Genomic DNA, 19,791 nt, shown 5'->3' with positions numbered 1-19,791 from the left:
ATAAGTCTTTCTTCCCTTCCTTCCAAAAATCTCCCATAATAGGTTTACAATCGAGCATTTTTGTACAGTGGGTGGAAGGGTTGACAGGTTTTGAGATACTCTATATAATCTCTCCGAGGAGAAGGAGGCGTTTTTCATCGTACAAAAAATGAAAAATCTGTTTTCTGTCAAGCTAGGAAAAGGCAAGGTTTTATTTCTAGTCGCTTGCTTGCTTTTAGCTGGAACTGGGACGGCTTACGGTGCGCATGAGCTCACCAAGCAGTCTATTACCATTTCAATCAATGGCAAAGAGAAGACAATTCGTACACATGAAGAGACAGTAGCACAGCTGCTTTCAGACCTTGGAATAAGGACCAGGGCGGAGGATCATATCTCTCCAAGTCTAAATACAAAGATTCAAGACAACATGAACATTGTGTATGATGCGGCTATACCGGTTCATCTCACCCTAGATGGGAAAGAGAAAACGATATGGACAACAGATCAGACGGTTGGAGCATTATTGAAGAATGAGAAGATAGATATTGGGAAGCACGATCAAGTAACTCCAGGAAAGAATGACAAGATTAAAAAGAATATGGATCTTGTGGTTCAGCAGGCATTCCAGGTCAGCTTAAACGATGGAGGAAAGGATAAGAAAGTGTGGACCACTTCGACTACGGTCGCTGACTTTTTAAAGCAACAAGAGCTGAAGCTCAAGAAGCACGATAAGATCAAACCTGCGTTACATAGTCACCTTTCTAAAAAAAGCGCAGATGTGAAGATCACTCGGGTGGAAAAAGTCACCGATGTAGTGGAAGAGAAAATTGCTTTTGATACCAAACATAAAAAGGATCGATCTCTTGAAAAAGGAAAAGAGAAGGTGCTTGAAAAAGGTGAAGAAGGTAAATTAAAGAAGCACTATGCCATTGTGAAAGAAAACGGCAAAGTGGTGTCTAAAGAATTAATTAAAGAGGTTACTGCAAAAGACAGTAAGGATCGTTTAGTGGCCGTTGGTACACAAGTGTCCAAGAAGGAACCTAAAGCGTCACCTGCGGTTTCAAGAAGTAATGAATCTTCAGGAAAAGAGTTCTATGTGACGTCTACAGCCTATACAGCGAGCTGTGCTGGATGTACGGGCAGAACGTCTACAGGCTTTAATTTAAAAGCAAATCCAGGTGCAAAGGTCATAGCAGTAGATCCGAGTGTCATTCCGCTGGGCTCTAAAGTGTATGTGGAAGGCTATGGGTATGCCGTTGCATCAGACACTGGATCTGCTATAAAAGGGAATAAAATTGATGTGTTCGTCCCAAGTAAGTCGGCAGCTTATCAATGGGGAAATAAACGAGTGAAAATTAGAGTGCTCAAATAAACACATCAAATCATTTATATGAACAGAGGGCTTTGCGCACCCTCTGTTTTTTTGGTTATAATAGAAGCACTGTTTTCTAATTAATTAGACGCAAAAGCAGCATGGAAGGTTTCATTTTTTGACAAAAAAATGTAGATTGTTTTTGCAAGCGGAGGAATACATGAAAATCAAAGAAATCATTGTGGTGGAGGGTCGTGACGACACTGCTAGAGTAAAGATGGCAGTTGATGCAGATACGATTGAAACGAATGGATCTGCCATTGGCGATACAGTCATTCAACAAGTGCGTCTTGCTCAGGAGACGAGGGGGGTTATCATTTTAACTGATCCTGATTTCCCTGGGGAAAAGATCCGTAAAACCATCGCAGAGGCTGTCCCTGGCTGTAAGCACGCCTTTTTACCAAAACACCTTGCGAAAGCGAAGCGGGACAAAGGAATTGGTGTTGAGCATGCTTCCTTGGATAGTATTCGAGAATGCCTTGCTCATGTCCATGAGGAAATGGAAGAATCAGAAAGCGAGATTACGTTAGACGATTTATTTGACGCAGGCCTTATCGGAGGCGAAGCATCAAAACGCCGCCGCGAACGATTAGGTGTGCTTTTAAATATAGGATATACAAATGCGAAGCAGCTGCAAAAGCGTCTTCACATGTTCCAAATAACGAAAGAGGATTTTATTGCGGCCTTAAAGACCGTCATGCAGGAGGAAGCCGATGAATAAAGATATTGCGACGCCCATCAGAACGAAGGAAATACTGAAGAAGTACGGTTTCTCTTTTAAAAAGAGCTTAGGGCAAAACTTTTTAATTGATACGAATATTTTAGATCGCATTGTCGATCATGCAGAGATTACGGATGAGACAGGTGTGATTGAAATTGGCCCTGGTATCGGTGCGTTGACTGAACAGCTCGCTAAACGGGCAAAGAAAGTCACGGCTTTTGAAATCGACCAGCGCCTATTGCCGATTTTAAACGATACGCTTTCTCCATACGATAATGTCACCATTATACATCAAGACGTATTGAAGGCAGATGTAAGAAAGGTGATTGAAGAACAGTTTGCTGACTGTAAAGAAGTAATGGTCGTAGCAAACCTTCCTTACTATGTGACGACACCAATTATTATGAAATTGCTTGAAGAAAACCTTCCATTGAAAGGAATCGTTGTCATGCTGCAAAAAGAAGTAGCAGATCGCATGGCTGCTGTTCCTTCATCAAAAGAATACAACTCTTTGTCGATTGCAGTGCAATTTTATACAGAAGCGAAGACGGTCATGGTTGTGCCGAAAACGGTTTTCGTCCCACAACCAAATGTGGATTCAGCGGTAATCAAACTAACTGTTCGTGAAACGCCTGCGGTCTCAGTAGACAATGATACGTTTTTCTTTCAACTGATTCGTGCGAGTTTTGGCCAGCGCCGGAAGACATTGATGAATAATTTGATGAACAATCTGCCAGATGGCAAGAAACATAAAGCGATCATTGAAGAAGCCCTTGTAACAGCTGAGGTTGATGGGAAACGCCGTGGTGAATCATTATCAATCGATGAATTTGCCCGTTTGTCCAATGTTTTACACAAAGCCCTTTCATAAGGGCTTTTTTCTTTTGGTTTTCACCACTTCATCTGTTCAGGCATAGGCTAGAAAGAACAACACACCTGAAAGAAGAACAAGTGTAGCGTAAGACGATACCAACAGGATAAGAGCCTGATTGTGGAGTGAAAAGCATGCAATTTCAAATAGGAGATATGGTGACGAGGGCATCCTATCAGATGGATATTATGTTTCGTATCATTCGAATTGATGAGACAGACCAGCACGAAGCCACCGCCATTTTGCATGGGAATGAAGTGAGGCTGATCGCCGATGCGAAGATGTCAGATTTGGTCTTGATTCAAAAAGAGGAGCAACTGACAAGAGAGAAAGACGATGAACGGAAAATTAACGAATCGCTCGACTTACTCAGGCAAGATTATCAGCTGCTTCGTGAAAAACAAGAGTATTATACGTCTGGACAATATCAGCATCAGGAGCAGTATTTTCATATGCCCGGAAAGGTTCTGCATTTAGATGGAGATGCTTCATACTTAAAGAAATGCTTAGATGTATATGAAAGAATTGGTGTACCTGTGTATGGTGTGCATTGCCACGAGAAGAAAATGCCAAGCATGATTGATTCATTAATTGATCAATACCGGCCTGATATTTTGGTCATCACAGGACATGATGCGTATTCTAAACAAAAGGGCGGTGTACACGATATCGGTGCATATCGTCATTCTCGTCATTTCGTTGAAACGGTTCAAAAGGCAAGAAGGAAGGTTCCGCATTTAGATCAGCTCGTGATCTTTGCAGGTGCCTGCCAATCTCATTTTGAATCATTAATTCAAGCAGGTGCTAATTTTGCAAGCTCACCCTCACGTGTCAACATTCATGCACTTGACCCCGTCTATATTGTTGCCAAGATCAGCTTCACTCCATTTGTAGATCGAATCAACGTGTGGGATGTGCTCCGAAATACACTGACGAGAGAAAAAGGTCTCGGAGGGATTGAAACAAGGGGTGTTTTAAGGGTAGGTATGCCATATAAAAGAGACCATGAATCGACATAACCCGACTGATTTCAGTCTGGTTTTTTTTATGCTCAAAAAGAAATTTCATATGAATACATAATTCACCGGAATTTGAGAAAAATAGGGAGGAGAAAAGGTAGAAGTTTGTCAAAATTATTTTGTTGACAATGGCTCGTGTTGGTTGATATAATTTAATTTTTATTTGACAAAAATGGGCCGTTGTTGTATAATTATCTCAGTGAGGTGGATGCAATGGCGAAGACTTTGTCCGACATCAAAAGATCGCTTGATGGTAACTTAGGTAAACGTTTGACGTTAAAGGCTAACGGAGGCCGCCGAAAAACAATTGAGCGTTCGGGCATTTTAGCTGAAACGTACCCTTCTGTTTTTGTGATTCAATTAGATCAAGATGAGAATTCGTTTGAAAGAGTTTCTTACAGTTATGCAGATATACTGACTGAGACGGTCGAATTAACGTTCGATGATACCGCTAGCTCAGTCGCCTATTAATGGGCAGTGAACTTTTTGTTTACTGCTTTTTGTTTTGCCTTTTTTTCTGTATGGGAGGCTGTCCATTATTTGAAAGGGGTAAAAGGCGGGAATCGATGCAAAATAAGAAAGCCACAAAGGAGTGGCGATGATTCGAATTCTCGACCAAAGGGGCTGTTTCGTTTGGGTAGACGCCGAGGCATTATGTCAGATGAGTTCAAATACGAGCTGGCGAAGGATCTTGGATTTTATGATACCGTCAAAAATGGAGGCTGGGGAGAGATTCGTGCGCGTGACGCAGGAAATATGGTCAAACGTGCCATTGAATTAGCTCAACAGCACATGGCTCAAGAAGAGAATCAACGATAAAGAAATGATCAGGGATACCTCGGGTGTCTCTGGTCTTTTTTGCTTGAAAAAGTGAGTGTGCTGGGGGCAAAAGCCAATATTCATCAGATCCATCAAATGTGATACAATATTGATACTTATGTTTAGATGGAGAAGTAGGTGAAATGTTTGCGTATTTTAGAAAAAGCACCGGCAAAAATTAATCTCTCACTTGATGTTCATGGAAAAAGACCGGATGGATACCACGAAGTGGAGATGGTGATGACAACAATAGATCTTGCAGATCGACTAGAGCTGACGGAGCTGGACAAAGACGAAATCCGTGTATCATCTCATAATCGTTTTGTGCCAGATGATCAACGGAATTTGGCTTATCAGGCAGCTAAATTATTAAAAACAAGATTCGGTATTCAAAAAGGCGTATCGATTGTCATCACAAAAGCAATTCCCGTCGCAGCAGGTTTAGCTGGAGGCAGCAGTGATGCCGCAGCAGCGCTTCGCGGCTTAAACCGTTTGTGGAAGTTAAATCTCACGTTAGATGAACTAGCTGAGCTTGGAGCGGAGATCGGCTCAGATGTCTCTTTTTGTGTACACGGAGGGACGGCGCTAGCGACAGGACGTGGAGAGAAACTAAAGCATATTGCGACACCGCCGCATTGCTGGGTGATTTTAGCGAAGCCGGTGATAGGGGTATCTACAGCTGAGGTCTACAGACAATATGACGCAAGCAAAGTAGAACACCCAAATGTACAGCGTATGATTGAAGCAATTGAAGCGAAAGATTATAAAGAGATGTGCGGCTCACTCGGTAACGTGTTGGAATCTGTGACATTAAAGATGTATCCGGAAGTCGATATGATTAAGAGACAGATGAAGCGTTTCGGAGCAGATGCTGTATTAATGAGCGGCAGCGGGCCAACTGTATTTGGCTTGATTCAATATGAATCGAAGGTACAAAGAATATATAACGGACTGAGAGGATTTTGTGATCAGGTTTACGCTGTCCGCATGATCGGCGAACAAAATACCCTTGATTAAATCCGTATATTAAGTTATATTATTCATAAATTATTCGGGTTCTGGGGGTAAGTTCATGAAGTTTCGTCGAAGCGGCAGATTGGTGGACTTAACAAATTATTTGTTAACCCACCCGCACGTACTAGTACCTTTAACTTTTTTTGCAGAGCGATATCAATCTGCAAAGTCCTCTATTAGTGAAGACTTAACGATTATCAAACAGACCTTCGAACAGCAGGGAATAGGGACTTTACTTACTGTACCTGGCGCTGCTGGCGGAGTGAAATATATTCCAAAGATTCATTTAAAAGAAGCAGACGAAGTCGTAAACGATATCGGAGAGGCATTATCAACTCCTGAACGTGTGCTTCCTGGCGGTTATTTATATTTAACTGATGTTTTAGGCAATCCATCGATTCTTGCGAAAATCGGTAAGCTTTTTGCGACCATTTTTTCGGATCGACCGATTGATGTTGTCATGACTGTTGCGACGAAAGGTATTCCGATTGCCTATTCTGTTGCAGGTTATTTAAATGTGCCTGTTGTGATCGTTAGAAAAGATAATAAGGTAACTGAAGGATCAACTGTGAGTATTAATTATGCATCAGGTTCTTCTAACCGAATTCAAACCATGTCACTTGCAAAGCGGAGCTTAGATAAAGGATCCAATGTGTTGATTATTGATGACTTTATGAAAGCAGGCGGAACCATTAATGGCATGATGAATCTTCTAGAGGAATTTAATGCAAATGTTGCAGGGATCGGTGTTTTATTAGAAGATGAAGGCGTAGATGAACGTCTTGTCGATGAATATGTATCGCTTTTAAAGCTTTCAACCATTGATATGAAGCAGAAAATCATTGAGATCAATGAAGGTAATTTCCACGAGTTTTTTCATTCGAAAGCTTAAGCTTTGATCAAACATGTATTTGAATGGGAGAGATTGATATGACAAAAGTTGTTCAAACCAAAAACGCGCCAGCAGCCATTGGACCTTACTCTCAAGGGATTATCGTCAATAACATGTTTTACAGCTCAGGGCAGATTCCATTAACGCCAGCTGGAGATTTTGTGAATGGAGATATTAAAGAACAAACACATCAAGTGTTTCATAATCTTAAAGCCGTCCTTGAAGCAGCGGGTGCTTCCTTTGAAACAGTCGTGAAAGCAACGGTTTTCATTAAAGATATGGAACAATTCGCTGAAGTGAATGAAGTGTACGGTGAATACTTCCATACACATAAGCCAGCTCGTTCGTGTGTAGAAGTAGCCAGACTTCCAAAAGATGCACTAGTAGAAATTGAAGTTGTGGCATTAGTGAAATAAACAGGCCATCTCTTTGGAGGCCGTTTGGTTTCATTATATGTATGAAAAGGCATCGTCATGATGTCTTTTTTTACGCAACCGATGTAAGCGTCGTCATCAAAATGACAAAAAATGTATAAATATCCCGATATTTCAAAAAAGTTTAAAAAAAGAGCAGGAGAATCACCACAATCGTTGAATACCTAATTAATGCTTTTATATTGGGAAAAGGTGGTGAACTACTGTGGAAGTTACTGACGTAAGATTACGCCGCGTGAATACCGATGGTCGCATGAGGGCGATTGCATCCATCACGCTGGACCACGAATTTGTTGTTCATGATATTCGTGTGATTGATGGAAACAATGGCTTGTTTGTTGCAATGCCTAGCAAACGTACGCCTGATGGAGAGTTTCGCGACATTGCACATCCAATTAATTCAAGCACTCGGGGTAAAATCCAAGATGCTGTTTTAAATGAGTATCATCGCTTAGGCGAAGAGGAAGAGACAATTGAATATGAAGAAGCTGGAGCTTCTTAAAGATATGTGAACCTAAAAAGACAGCTTTAAGAGAAAATGAATGTTTTCTTTTAAATGCTGTCTTTTTTGCGTTTTTCCTCATGATTCTTCTAGGTTTCAACCATTAGAAAATTAATGTACTTCCTCTTGTATCCTTGAAATCAGTCCTTATTTAGGATATATTTTTCTATGGATAATAGGGATATTGGAGGCCAATCAATGGATAAGCGGTTCGCAGTGATTTTAGCAGCGGGAAAAGGAACAAGAATGAAGTCAAAGTTATACAAAGTACTTCATCCAGTTTGCGGAAAGCCAATGGTCGAGCATGTGGCAGATCAAGCGTTAAAGCTATCTTTAGCCAAGCTTGTGACGATTGTCGGCCATGGAGCAGAGGACGTCAAGAAGCAACTTGGGGACAGAAGTGAATATGCACTTCAAGAAGAACAGCTGGGAACAGCACATGCCGTCAAACAAGCTAAATCGTTCCTCGCGCAGGAAAAGGGAACAACCATTGTCATTTGTGGAGATACACCATTATTGACAGCGGAAACAATGGAAGCCATGTTAAGCGAGCATCAAAAACAACAAGCGAAAGTGACGATTTTGACAGCACACGCGGATGATCCAACAGGTTATGGACGTATTCTTCGTGATGAAACAGGTGCTGTAGTAAAAATCGTCGAGCATAAAGATGCAAATGATGCTGAACGTCAAGTGAATGAAATTAATACTGGGACCTATTGCTTTTCAAATGAAGATCTCTTCCGTGTGATTGAGCAAGTGTCAAATGAAAATGCACAAGGTGAATACTATTTGCCGGATGTCATTGAAATTCTAAAGAATGAAGGACAGCCAGTTGCAGCGTATCAAACACCGCATTTTGAAGAAACACTTGGAGTCAATGATCGTATCGCTCTATCACAAGCAGAGCAATTCATGAAGCGACGTATTAATCATCAGCATATGAAGAATGGTGTAACCTTGATTGATCCTGAGAACACGTATATCTCGCCAGATGCAGTCATCGGTGAAGATACAATGATTTATCCTGGGACGGTCATCAAAGGGAATGTAAAGATTGGTGCAGATGCCACAATCGGTCCGAACACTGAAATTGTTGATAGCGTAATTGGAGATCGGACAGTCATTAAGCAGTCTGTTGTCTGCGATAGTGAAGTTGGGGTAGATGTGACAATTGGACCGTTTGCTCATATTCGCCCGTTGTCGAAAATTGGCGATGAAGTGAAGATCGGGAATTTTGTCGAAATCAAGAAAACAGTTTTCGGTGACCGAAGCAAAGCGTCTCATCTAAGCTATATTGGAGATGCAGAGGTCGGAACGGATGTAAACCTTGGTTGTGGATCTATTACAGTTAATTATGATGGGAAGAACAAATTCTTAACGAAGATTGAAGATGGCGCATTTATTGGCTGCAATTCAAATCTCGTTGCACCAGTCACTGTCGGAAAAGGGGCATATGTTGCAGCCGGTTCAACGGTTACAGAAGATGTACCGCAGGATGCATTGTCTATTGCTAGAGCAAGACAAGTCAATAAAGAAGATTATGTGAAAAATATTCATAAAAAATAATCCAAATACCCGGAGGTTTACCATGTCTAATCGTTATGCTGATGCGAATTTAAAGATATTCTCTTTGAATTCAAACCCTGAACTTGCCAAAGAAATTGCCGATCGTATCGGAGTTGATGTAGGAAAGAGCTCTGTTAAACGTTTTAGTGACGGTGAAGTCCAAATCAATATTGAAGAAAGTATCCGCGGCTGTGATTGTTATGTTATTCAATCTACTAGTGCGCCAGTCAATGAGCACATTATGGAGCTACTCATTATGGTAGATGCACTAAAACGCGCTTCTGCGAAAACGGTCAATATTGTCATCCCTTATTACGGATATGCACGTCAAGATCGTAAGGCGAAACCTCGTGAGCCAATCACAGCGAAGCTTTTTGCGAACTTACTTGAAACAGCAGGTGCTACACGTGTCATTGCACTTGATCTTCATGCGCCGCAAATCCAAGGTTTCTTTGATATTCCAATCGATAACTTAATGGCTGTGCCAATCTTAACAAACTATTTCGAACAGAAAAACTTGAATGATATCGTTGTTGTGTCTCCTGACCACGGTGGTGTTACGCGTGCGCGCAAAATGGCGGACCGCCTGAAAGCACCAATCGCCATTATCGACAAACGTCGTCCGAAGCCGAACGTGGCTGAAGTGATGAACATCATTGGGAACATTGAAGGAAAAACGGCGATTCTCATCGATGATATCATTGATACAGCTGGTACGATTACACTTGCTGCAAATGCACTTGTGGAAAATGGAGCGGCTGAAGTCTATGCTTGTTGTACTCACCCAGTATTGTCTGGACCAGCAGTAGAACGTATTACAAACTCTAAAATTAAAGAATTAGTTGTGACAAACAGTATTCACTTAACAGATGACAAGAAAGTTGGAAAATTCATTCCGCTTTCAGTTGGGCCTTTGCTTGCAGAAGCCATCATTCGTGTACATGAAGAAGAATCTGTGAGCTACCTTTTCAGCTAATTTTCTGATTGAAAAAGGCCCTAGGCATCAGCTTGGGGTCTTTTTGCTGTGATAAATGAAAGCCAAACATGTTTAAAATGATTCAGTTATGGGTATTTATGAAAGTAGTGACAAAAAAGAAATAGGATGGTGCTGAATATGGCAACTTTAAAAGCAAATAAAAGAACTGATTTCAAACGTTCCACACTGCAAAAAATCCGTCATTCAGGACACGTTCCTGGTGTCATATACGGAAAAAATACAGACAACCTTGCTGTTTCATTAGACAGTATTGATTTATTAAAGACATTACGTGATGAAGGAAAAAACACAATCATCACATTAGACGTTGGCGGTGAAACAAAATCTGTGATGGTAACAGAACTGCAAACAGATCCGTTGAAAAATGAGCTTGTCCACGCTGATTTCCAAGTGGTCGACTTACAGCGAGAAATTGACGCAGATGTACCTGTACAACTCATTGGCGAATCCAAAGGTGTAAAGGATGGCGGTGTGCTTCAGCAGCCACTATTTGAGCTATCCATTACAGCGAAACCAAAGGATATCCCGCAAAATATTGAAGCTGATATTACAAACTTAGAAGTAAATGACGTACTAACAGTTGGTGATCTGTCTGTTCAGTCTACGTATCAAATTAATAATGATCCAGAAGAAGTTGTTGCTTCGATCTTACCGCCTCAGCAATCAGAGGTTCCAGAGCCAGATAGTGAAGAGGAAACGCAAGAGCCTGAGGCCATTAAAGAAAAAGATGATAGCGAAGAATAACTGGTCAATTAGAGACGTAACCCTCCCGCGGTTACGTCTTTTGTGCTAGAATGAAAAGAATTCATACGTTTTGCATGAGGCAATCACATTGGCTCATTTTTTAGGCGTGTGCATGTGCGACAAAGGAGGTTATTGGTTTCATGATTGCGTTCGTTGGATTGGGTAATCCAGGAAAAGAATATGAAAAAACAAGACATAACGTCGGGTTTATGACAATAGATGAACTATCAAAAAAATGGGACATCCCATTAAATCAATCAAAATTCCATGGACAATATGGAACTGGGTTTGTTTCGGGGCAAAAGGTTCTACTTGTGAAGCCTCTTACATATATGAACTTATCAGGGGAATGTGTGCGTCCGCTGATGGATTACTATGATATTCCCCTTGAACATTTGAAGGTCATCTATGATGATCTTGATTTGCCAACGGGCCGGATTCGTTTGCGTACTAAAGGAAGTGCAGGCGGACATAACGGAATCAAATCGTTGATTCAGCATTTAGGTTCACCAGAGTTTGACCGATTTCGTATCGGCATTGGCCGTCCACAAAACGGCATGAAGGTCGTCGATTACGTACTAGGACGCTTCTCAGAGGAAGAACAGCCTGATATCTCATCTGCTATTCAAGCATCTGTTGAAGCTTGTGAAGCGGCTTTAACAAAGCCATTTTTAGAAGTGATGAATGATTTTAACAAGAAGGTATAAGAATGATAAGCAAAGCACATACTGATCATAAAATCTCAGCATGGGAGGATCACGTATGGCTTTGCACTATTACTGCCGGCACTGTGGTGTAAAGGTTGGCAGTCTAGATGAATCCGCTGTCCAAAGTGAAGCACTTGGATTTCATCACTTAACAAATGAGGAAAGAAACGATATGATTTCTTATAGGGAAAATGGTGATTTACATGTACAAACCATTTGTGAGGATTGCCAAGAGGCGCTCGAAAGAAATCCTGATTACCATCAGTATCATACTTTTATTCAATAAAAAAGCTTTGGTGTAGATATTAGACCAAAGCGTTTTTCTGTTTTAAACAAGCAGGGAGGAGGAGCCAAATGAAAAACATACAATCATTTATCAAACAAAGTGATGATTTTCAGTCCATTTTTAACGGACTAAAAGAAGGGTTAAAAGAACAGCTGCTCGCCGGACTATCAGGCTCCGTCAGATCTTTATTTACAGCCGCCATATCAGACGAATTAAAGCGTCCGATGTTTATTGTGACACACAACTTATATCAAGCGCAGAAGGTCACAGATGATCTAGCAAGTGTGATGCCAGATCGCTCGGTCCTTCTTTATCCTGTCAATGAACTCATTGCATCTGAGATTGCTGTAGCAAGCCCTGAGCTTAGAGCACAGCGTCTTGATGTATTGAATCGTCTCGCGAATGGAGAAAATCCGATTGTCGTGACTCCAGCAGCTGCAGTGCGTAGAATGCTTCCGCCTGTTGAGCTCTGGAAGGAGAGCCAGATCCATTTAAAGGTTGGTGAAGAAATTGATTTGGAGGCGTTTTCAAAACAACTCGTGCAAATCGGTTATGACCGGACGTCCATGGTCGCTGCGCCCGGAGACTTTAGTGTGCGCGGAGGAATCATCGACATTTATGCGTTAACGGAAGACCACCCGATCCGTATTGAGCTGTTTGATACAGAAGTGGACTCTATTCGGTCCTTCCACTCTGACACGCAACGTTCATTGGAAACACTTCAAGAAATCAAGATTGGCCCGGCGAAAGAGCTGATTGTAAGAGGGCCTGAACGAGTGAGAGCGATTGAACAGCTTGACGAAGGTCTTGCCAGCAGCTTAAAGAAATTCAACTCGGATAAACAAAAAGAACTGCTCCATCAGAATATTTCTGCTGATCGTGAGAAGCTGCTAGAAGGTATTGTGACACAAGAAATGACGAAGTATCTGTCCTATTTCTATGAAAAGCCTGCTAGTTTGCTAGATTATACATCGCAGGATACGATTATCATTCTAGATGAAATCAGCAGAATTCAGGAGATGGAAGAACAGCTTGAACAGGAAGAAGCAGATTGGACAATTAGTCTGCTGGAAGAAGGGAATATCCTGCATGATCTAGCCCTTTCCTTCCCATTTCAAGAGCTGTTCAATCAGCAATCGAGATCGATTCTGTACTATTCCTTATTTTTGAGACATGTTCAGCAGACCAATCCGCAAAATATCGTCAATGTATCTAGTAAGCAAATGCAGAATTTCCACGGGCAGATGAATGTGCTTGCAAGTGAAATTGAACGCTACAAAAAGCAGAATTATACGGTTGTCTTTTTAGGTGCAGATGAAGAGCGGACAGAGAAGTTGTCATCTGTCTTGCATGATTATGACATTGAAGCAGCTCTTGCTAAACCTGATGCTGAGCTTGTCAGCGGGCAAGTATATATTTTACAAGGTGAGCTGCAAACCGGTTTTGAACTACCTTTATCCAAAATTGCAGTCATTACAGAGGGTGAACTTTTCAAGAAACGTGTGAAGAAGCAGGCACGTAAGCAAAAGCTGACGAACGCAGAGCGAATCAAAAGCTATTCAGAGCTGCAAGTGGGCGATTATGTGGTGCACATTAACCACGGGATCGGTAAGTATTTAGGAATTGAAACGCTTGAAATTGGCGGCATTCATAAAGATTATTTAAATATTCATTATCAAGGAAGCGATAAGCTTTATGTCCCTGTTGAACAAATTGATCAGGTGCAGAAGTATGTAGGGTCAGAAGGAAAAGAACCAAAGCTATACAAATTAGGCGGCAGCGACTGGAAACGCGTGAAGAAAAAAGTAGAATCATCTGTGCAGGACATTGCAGATGATCTGATTAAGCTGTACGCAGAACGTGAAGCAAGCAAAGGGTATGCCTTCTCGCCTGACCATGAGATGCAGCGCCAGTTTGAATCTGCATTCCCTTACCAAGAAACAGATGATCAAATTCGCTCGATTCATGAAATCAAGCAAGACATGGAGCGGGAGCGCCCGATGGATCGTCTGCTTTGTGGAGATGTGGGCTATGGAAAAACAGAGGTGGCGATTCGAGCGGCCTTCAAAGCCATTGCTGACGGGAAGCAGGTGGCACTGCTTGTACCAACAACGATCTTAGCGCAGCAGCATTTTGACACGATTATGGACAGATTCCAAGACTATCCTGTTAAAATCGCTCAGCTTAGCCGCTTCCGTACACGAAAAGAAACAACAGAAACCTTAAAAGGGCTGAAAAATGGAACGATTGATATGGTCATTGGAACGCATCGTCTTCTTTCAAAAGACATTGTGTACAAGGATTTAGGACTGTTAATTATCGATGAAGAGCAGCGCTTTGGTGTGACGCATAAAGAGAAAATTAAGCAAATGAAAGCCAATATTGATGTGCTGACGTTAACGGCAACGCCAATTCCTCGTACGCTTCATATGTCGATGCTTGGCGTACGTGACTTATCTGTTATTGAAACGCCACCTGAGAACCGTTTCCCAGTTCAAACCTATGTTGTCGAGTACAATGGTGCGTTAGTTAGAGAAGCCATTGAGCGAGAACTGGCAAGAGGCGGTCAAGTGTACTTCCTTTATAACCGAGTGGAGGATATTGAACGAAAAGCAGATGAAATCTCGATGCTTGTTCCAGACGCAAAAGTAAGCTACGCACACGGGAAAATGAGTGAGAACGAGCTGGAATCCGTGATGATTAATTTCCTAGAAGGTGAATCGGATGTACTCGTCAGTACAACCATTATCGAAACGGGCGTAGACATTCCAAATGTGAACACGCTCATTGTTCACGATGCTGATAAAATGGGGCTTTCGCAGCTGTACCAGTTAAGAGGACGAGTTGGGCGCTCGAATCGTGTGGCCTATGCTTATTTCACTTATCGAAAAGATAAAGTGCTTTCTGAAGTTGCAGAGAAAAGGCTTCAAGCCATTAAAGAATTCACTGAGCTCGGATCAGGCTTTAAGATTGCGATGCGTGACTTAACGATTCGAGGAGCAGGGAACTTACTTGGTGCACAGCAGCATGGATTTATTGATTCAGTTGGATTCGACCTTTACTCTCAAATGCTGAAAGAAGCCATTGAAGAAAGAAGAGGCGATACGACTGCTCAAGAAAAATTCGAGCCGGAAATTGATCTCCAAATTGATGCCTACATTCCAGATAGCTATATTTCTGATGGCAAACAAAAGATCGAGATGTATAAACAGTTTAGAGCGATTGGATCAATAGAAGAGCGGAAAGAGCTTCAAGATGAAATGATTGACCGATTCGGAGAATATCCGCAAGAAGTGGCTGATTTGTTCACGATTGCGACGATGAAGGTGTACGCTGTGCAGGAACGTGTCGAGTTGATCAAGATGGAGAAAGGCATTGTCAGACTCACTCTCGATGAAAAAGCAAGCAGCGACATCGATGGTCAAAAATTATTTGAGCTTGGCAGTCAATATGGACGTGATATCGGTCTTGGCATGGAAGGCAGCAAGCTGATTATTTCTGTCCAAACAAAAGGCAAGAAAACGGAGGAGTGGCTTGAAGTCATTCTTCGTATGCTTCGAGGTCTTCAAGATGTGAAAAAAGAAACCATTCCATCTTCATAAAATTTTGTTGGTCTCTCGTGTATATTACGTTTGATGTGACGGATACTAATCTCAGGGTCAAGTGGTGAATGTTGCATAAAGTGGACGCTTTTGTTCCATTCACCCAACACATCATCAAACGAAAGAGAGGCAGCAGTGAATGAAAGCAACTGGAATTGTACGCCGCATCGATGATCTAGGTAGAGTGGTTATACCGAAGGAGATTCGCAGAACATTGCGCATCCGGGAAGGAGATCCACTTGAGATTTTTGTCGACCGCGATGGAGAAGTCATTTTGAAGAAGTATTCACCGATTAGTGAGCTAGGAGACTTTGCGAAGGAATATGCTGATGCATTATTCGACAGTTTGGGTCATTCTATCCTCATCTGTGATCGTGATACGTATATTGCTGTATCCGGCAGTTCAAAAAAAGAGTACTTAAACAAATCCATTAGTGATTTACTTGAACGAACAATGGATCAGCGTAATTCTGTATTAGAGGACAGCAAGAAAGAAATTCAGCTTGTGGATGGTATTGATGATGATGTATCAGCTTATACCATTGCACCTATTGTTGCAAACGGAGATCCAATTGGCGCCGTCGTCTTATTTTCTAAAGAGCGTTCAATGGGAGAAGTGGAGCATAAAGCGGCAGAAACGGCAGCTGGCTTCTTAGCCCGTCAAATGGAACATTAGGTCTAATAAATCTATATCATTTTGATAAAACCAAAGAATGCCGATGAAATCATCTGATTTTGTCGGCGTTTTTTATATGGGATGAAACAAAACAATGAATGTATCGTCTACTCCTTAGAAAGAAACGGCTTGCCAGTCACGTATGATATAATGAGTGCGTTTAAATGCAGGTATATTTTTTGATTGAACATAAAGGAGTCATCCATGAAAAATGCTGTAAATCAGCCGCATTGGCTTTTCCAAGGTGCGGTGATTTTAACCATCGCAGGCTTGTTATCAAAGGTACTGAGTGCCGTATATCGTGTCCCTTTTCAAAATATCGTAGGAGACACAGGTTTTTATATTTATCAGCAGGTCTATCCCTTTCTTGGCATTGCGATCATGCTCGGCACCACTGGTTTTCCTGTGATGGTGTCCAAGCTCCTGAGCGAGCATGGTGAGGAGAATCGCCGAATCATTACAAAGGTATCTTTGGTGTATATCACTTTGCTGAGCTTGGCCTTATTTCTTTGTTTATACATAGGAGCAGGCACAATTGCGAATCTCATGGCGGACAGTCAATTAATGTTGCTCATCCAGATGAGTTCGTATGTGTTTTTATTTCTGCCGCTTACCGTGATGCTGAGGGGTGTTTTTCAGAGTGATGGGCTGATGCTCCCCACTGCGGTCTCTCAATTGGCTGAGCAACTCATCAGAGTAGGCGTCCTGCTTGTTTTATCTTTCTATTTTGTGAAACATGGCTATTCGCTTTATGAAACAGGAGCGGGTGCGGTGTTCTCTTCTATAGCTGGAAGTGCGGCTTCACTCATTTTGCTTCTTTTCCTTTGGCTGACCTATCGGAAGCGGTCGTCAGCGAGCAAGACATTAAAACAGGCTACACTGCGGAAAAAAAATGTGCTGAAGAGTTTGGTGCTGTATACATTGACGATTTGTGTGAGTGGATTGCTGATCCTATGGATGCAAATGATCGATGCTTTTCACCTGTATGCGCTACTGCGCAGTGAGGGACTGAGTGAAGCAGCTGCAAAGGCGGCAAAAGGCGTATATGACCGAGGTCAGCCGTTCCTGCAGCTCGGGACGGTGTTTGCAATTAGTATTGGGACGTCTCTTGTTCCGTTTTTGTCGTCGGCCTTAAGAAAAGGGCAGCATGAAGCAATTCGTGAAAAAGTACGTACATCGTTTAAGGCAACATCGGTGCTGGGGATTGGTTCAGCTGTCGGTCTTATATGTATTTTATCGTCTGTGAACATTATGCTTTTTCGTAATGACTTAGGGGCAGATGCGCTGCAAATATTTTGCATATCCATTGCCTTTACATCAATGGCGATTACGCAAACCGCTTTACTTCAGGGTCTGGGACATACCGTGTACCCAGCTGTTGTGGTCCTGATCAGTGTACTGGTGAAATGGGGGCTGACGCTGGCTCTTGTCCCGTTATTCGGCATTTATGGAGCCGCATGGTCGACTGTTTGTGCGTTTCTCGTTGCCGCTGCGCTCAATGCGGTGTATTTGAAGCATAAAGGGTGGATTTCAATAAGAGAGCTATTCCCAGTGAAAATTCTTTTATCAGCAGCATTCATGGCTGTCGTTTTAATTGGATATCAGGCATTGTTTTCTTGGGTCATTCCCTTTGAGAAACGTCCGTTTTCTGTTTTAGAGAGCCTGACTTCAGTTTTTATTGGTGGTTTCGCCTTTTTATATAGTATTCTTAAGCTAGACGTATTTACGGAAGAGGAATGGAGACTCATTCCATTAGGAGAAAAGATTTTATATTTTAAACAGATGAGAGGGAATCGAAATGGCAGGTAAGATTACAGTCGTTGGTCTTGGGGCAGGCGACATGGATCAGCTGACGCTCGGTGTATATAAGCAGCTGAAGCAGGCGAAAGAAGTATACATGAGAACGCAGGATCATCCACTCACCGCAGAATTGATGCAGGAGGTCCCGTCTCTGACCTTTTTTGATGAGATATATGAAAAGCATGATCAGTTTGATGCAGTGTATGAGGAAATCACAGACATTCTCTTCCAAGAGGCTGAGGGGAAAGATATTGTGTATGCAGTACCAGGTCACCCGTTTGTGGCGGAAAAGACAGTGCAGCTTCTTGTTTCACAACAGAAGGAGCGCGGGGTTGAGGTGTACGTCGCTGGTGGACAAAGCTTTTTGGATGCGACGTTTAATTCCTTACAGATTGACCCAATTGAAGGGCTGCAATTCGTTGACGCAGGGGATATGAGAGCGGATGATCTGAAGTTGACCCAGCATGTGCTGATCTGTCAGGTATATGATCAGATGACAGCCTCGAATGTGAAGCTGACCCTCATGGAAAAGCTACCTGACGATTATGAAGTCTTTATCGTAACGGCAGCTGGAAGCAGTCAGGAACAGATTACAGGTGTTCCTTTATTTGAACTTGATCGAGATGTGTCGATAAATAACTTAACGAGTGTTTATGTGCCTCCAATCCAAGATGAAAAGCTACTCTATCAACAATTTGACACTTTCCGTGAAGTCATTCGTACATTAAGAGGTCCTGGCGGCTGTCCTTGGGATCAAAAACAAACGAATGAGTCGCTCAAACCATATTTAATTGAAGAATGTTATGAGCTGCTGGAAGCCATAGATGAAGACGATCCAGATCATATGGTTGAAGAACTCGGAGATGTACTGCTGCAAGTTTTACTCCATGCCCAAATTGGTGAAGATGATGGTTACTTCTCAATGGATGACGTCATCCAGCATGTCACAGAAAAAATGATTCGACGACATCCGCATGTGTTTGGTGATACGGATGTGTCTGAAGCATCAGATGTCGTCGCCAACTGGGAAAAAATCAAGCAGCAGGAAAAACCGGAGCGTGCAGCTTCTATTTTGCAATCCATTCCAACGACTCTTCCAGCTTTAACAAAAGCCTATAAGCTCCAAAAGAAAGCAGCAAAAGTGGGCTTCGACTGGACAGAAGTAGAGGATATTTGGAACAAATACGAAGAAGAAAAGCAGGAATTCCTTGTGGAAGTGGCAGATAAGACGGGTGAAGGTGCAACAAAGCAAATGAAGGATGAATTTGGGGATCTTTTGTTTGTTCTCGTCAACATTGGAAGATTTTATCATCTAGAGCCTGAAACCGCCCTCTCTTCTGCAAACACAAAATTCATGCGGCGCTTTCAGCATATTGAACAAAAAGCAAAGGACATAGGGCGTTCACTAGAGGACTTGACCTTAGAAGAAATGGACGATCTGTGGAACGATGCCAAACGTATAGAAAGAGGTGAACATACATGAGACTAGATAAATTCTTAAAAGTGTCTCGTTTAATCAAAAGAAGAACATTGGCAAAAGAAGTAGCTGATCAAGGGAGAATTTCCATTAATGGCACGCAGGCGAAAGCCAGCTCTGACGTGAAAGAAGGGGACGAGCTTCAAATTCGCTTTGGCCAAAAGCTTGTGACTGTTCAAGTCAACGAGTTAAAAGACACAACGAAAAAAGAAGAAGCTGCTGGCATGTATACCGTGCTAAAAGAAGAAAAAACAGCAGAATAGGGCTTGTTCTAAATGTCCCGCCTGTCACATACAATGCAGTAACAATG

General features: G+C 42.1%; 20 protein-coding genes. All 20 read left to right on the top strand.

What is annotated here, in order from left to right; genetic code table 11:
• Positions 1–148 precede the first annotated feature (148 nt).
• The 20 genes from N521_RS12335 to N521_RS12240 all read left to right on the top strand — a co-directional run bounded on the left by N521_RS12335 (position 149) and on the right by N521_RS12240 (position 19,744).
• Complete coding sequence (locus tag N521_RS12335; RefSeq protein ID WP_017359324.1) at positions 149–1,351, top strand: G5 and 3D domain-containing protein; 1,203 nt, start codon at positions 149–151, stop codon at positions 1,349–1,351.
• A gap of 160 nt (positions 1,352–1,511) precedes the next feature.
• Positions 1,512–2,072, top strand: a complete 561-nt coding sequence (gene rnmV, locus N521_RS12330; protein ID WP_008341876.1) for a ribonuclease M5 — start codon at positions 1,512–1,514, stop codon at positions 2,070–2,072.
• Positions 2,065–2,943: a 16S rRNA (adenine(1518)-N(6)/adenine(1519)-N(6))-dimethyltransferase RsmA gene (rsmA, locus tag N521_RS12325; RefSeq protein WP_008341873.1), complete on the top strand. Its 879-nt coding sequence runs from the start codon at positions 2,065–2,067 to the stop codon at positions 2,941–2,943. Before rnmV ends, rsmA begins: the two co-directional genes overlap by 8 nt.
• A 134-nt stretch (positions 2,944–3,077) precedes the next feature.
• On the top strand, positions 3,078–3,962 hold the full coding sequence (gene yabG / locus N521_RS12320; RefSeq protein ID WP_007496216.1) for a sporulation peptidase YabG: 885 nt from the start codon (positions 3,078–3,080) through the stop codon (positions 3,960–3,962).
• 213 nt (positions 3,963–4,175) lie between these two features.
• Complete coding sequence (gene veg / locus N521_RS12315) at positions 4,176–4,433, top strand: biofilm formation stimulator Veg (RefSeq protein ID WP_003217979.1); 258 nt, start codon at positions 4,176–4,178, stop codon at positions 4,431–4,433.
• A gap of 162 nt (positions 4,434–4,595) precedes the next feature.
• A complete protein-coding gene (locus N521_RS12310) occupies positions 4,596–4,781 on the top strand; it encodes a small, acid-soluble spore protein, alpha/beta type (RefSeq protein ID WP_017366434.1) in 186 nt (61 codons plus the stop codon).
• Between the two features lie 147 nt (positions 4,782–4,928).
• Positions 4,929–5,798 carry a 4-(cytidine 5'-diphospho)-2-C-methyl-D-erythritol kinase gene (gene ispE / locus N521_RS12305; protein ID WP_017359321.1) on the top strand — a complete coding sequence of 290 codons (870 nt, stop codon included), beginning with the start codon at positions 4,929–4,931 and terminating at the stop codon, positions 5,796–5,798.
• A 55-nt stretch (positions 5,799–5,853) separates the two neighbouring features.
• Entirely contained in the window at positions 5,854–6,687 is an 834-nt protein-coding gene (purR, locus tag N521_RS12300; protein WP_007496210.1) for a pur operon repressor, read from the top strand.
• A gap of 38 nt (positions 6,688–6,725) precedes the next feature.
• A complete protein-coding gene (ridA, locus tag N521_RS12295; protein WP_008341860.1) occupies positions 6,726–7,103 on the top strand; it encodes a 2-iminobutanoate/2-iminopropanoate deaminase in 378 nt (125 codons plus the stop codon).
• Positions 7,104–7,326: 223 nt separating this feature from the next.
• Positions 7,327–7,623 carry a septation regulator SpoVG gene (gene spoVG, locus N521_RS12290; RefSeq protein ID WP_008357439.1) on the top strand — a complete coding sequence of 99 codons (297 nt, stop codon included), beginning with the start codon at positions 7,327–7,329 and terminating at the stop codon, positions 7,621–7,623.
• Between the two features lie 198 nt (positions 7,624–7,821).
• A complete protein-coding gene (gene glmU / locus N521_RS12285) occupies positions 7,822–9,192 on the top strand; it encodes a bifunctional UDP-N-acetylglucosamine diphosphorylase/glucosamine-1-phosphate N-acetyltransferase GlmU (protein WP_025206600.1) in 1,371 nt (456 codons plus the stop codon).
• Between the two features lie 22 nt (positions 9,193–9,214).
• On the top strand, positions 9,215–10,168 hold the full coding sequence (locus N521_RS12280; protein WP_003217907.1) for a ribose-phosphate diphosphokinase: 954 nt from the start codon (positions 9,215–9,217) through the stop codon (positions 10,166–10,168).
• Positions 10,169–10,306: 138 nt separating this feature from the next.
• Entirely contained in the window at positions 10,307–10,933 is a 627-nt protein-coding gene (locus tag N521_RS12275; protein ID WP_008341853.1) for a 50S ribosomal protein L25/general stress protein Ctc, read from the top strand.
• Positions 10,934–11,073: 140 nt separating this feature from the next.
• Positions 11,074–11,640 (top strand): aminoacyl-tRNA hydrolase, encoded by a 567-nt coding sequence (gene pth / locus N521_RS12270; RefSeq protein WP_007496201.1) that lies wholly within the window; start codon positions 11,074–11,076, stop codon positions 11,638–11,640.
• A gap of 55 nt (positions 11,641–11,695) precedes the next feature.
• Positions 11,696–11,926, top strand: coding sequence for an anti-sigma-F factor Fin (locus N521_RS12265; RefSeq protein WP_003217967.1), 231 nt, complete (start codon positions 11,696–11,698; stop codon positions 11,924–11,926).
• A gap of 68 nt (positions 11,927–11,994) precedes the next feature.
• A complete protein-coding gene (gene mfd / locus N521_RS12260; RefSeq protein ID WP_008341846.1) occupies positions 11,995–15,528 on the top strand; it encodes a transcription-repair coupling factor in 3,534 nt (1,177 codons plus the stop codon).
• A gap of 139 nt (positions 15,529–15,667) precedes the next feature.
• A complete protein-coding gene (spoVT, locus tag N521_RS12255; RefSeq protein ID WP_007496196.1) occupies positions 15,668–16,204 on the top strand; it encodes a stage V sporulation protein T in 537 nt (178 codons plus the stop codon).
• Positions 16,205–16,408: 204 nt separating this feature from the next.
• Positions 16,409–18,013, top strand: coding sequence for a putative polysaccharide biosynthesis protein (locus tag N521_RS12250; protein ID WP_035391557.1), 1,605 nt, complete (start codon positions 16,409–16,411; stop codon positions 18,011–18,013).
• On the top strand, positions 18,003–19,487 hold the full coding sequence (gene mazG, locus N521_RS12245) for a bifunctional methyltransferase/pyrophosphohydrolase YabN (RefSeq protein WP_035391554.1): 1,485 nt from the start codon (positions 18,003–18,005) through the stop codon (positions 19,485–19,487). The genes N521_RS12250 and mazG overlap by 11 nt, the downstream gene beginning before the upstream one ends.
• Positions 19,484–19,744 (top strand): RNA-binding S4 domain-containing protein, encoded by a 261-nt coding sequence (locus N521_RS12240; protein ID WP_008341839.1) that lies wholly within the window; start codon positions 19,484–19,486, stop codon positions 19,742–19,744. Before mazG ends, N521_RS12240 begins: the two co-directional genes overlap by 4 nt.
• Positions 19,745–19,791: the final 47 nt, after the last annotated feature.

The sequence above is a fragment of the Bacillus sp. UNC125MFCrub1.1 genome (assembly GCF_000701305.1).
Classification (GTDB): domain Bacteria; phylum Bacillota; class Bacilli; order Bacillales; family Bacillaceae; genus Bacillus; species Bacillus altitudinis.
Note: the sequence above shows the minus strand (reverse complement) of the source record. Positions and strands in the feature narration are given on the sequence as shown.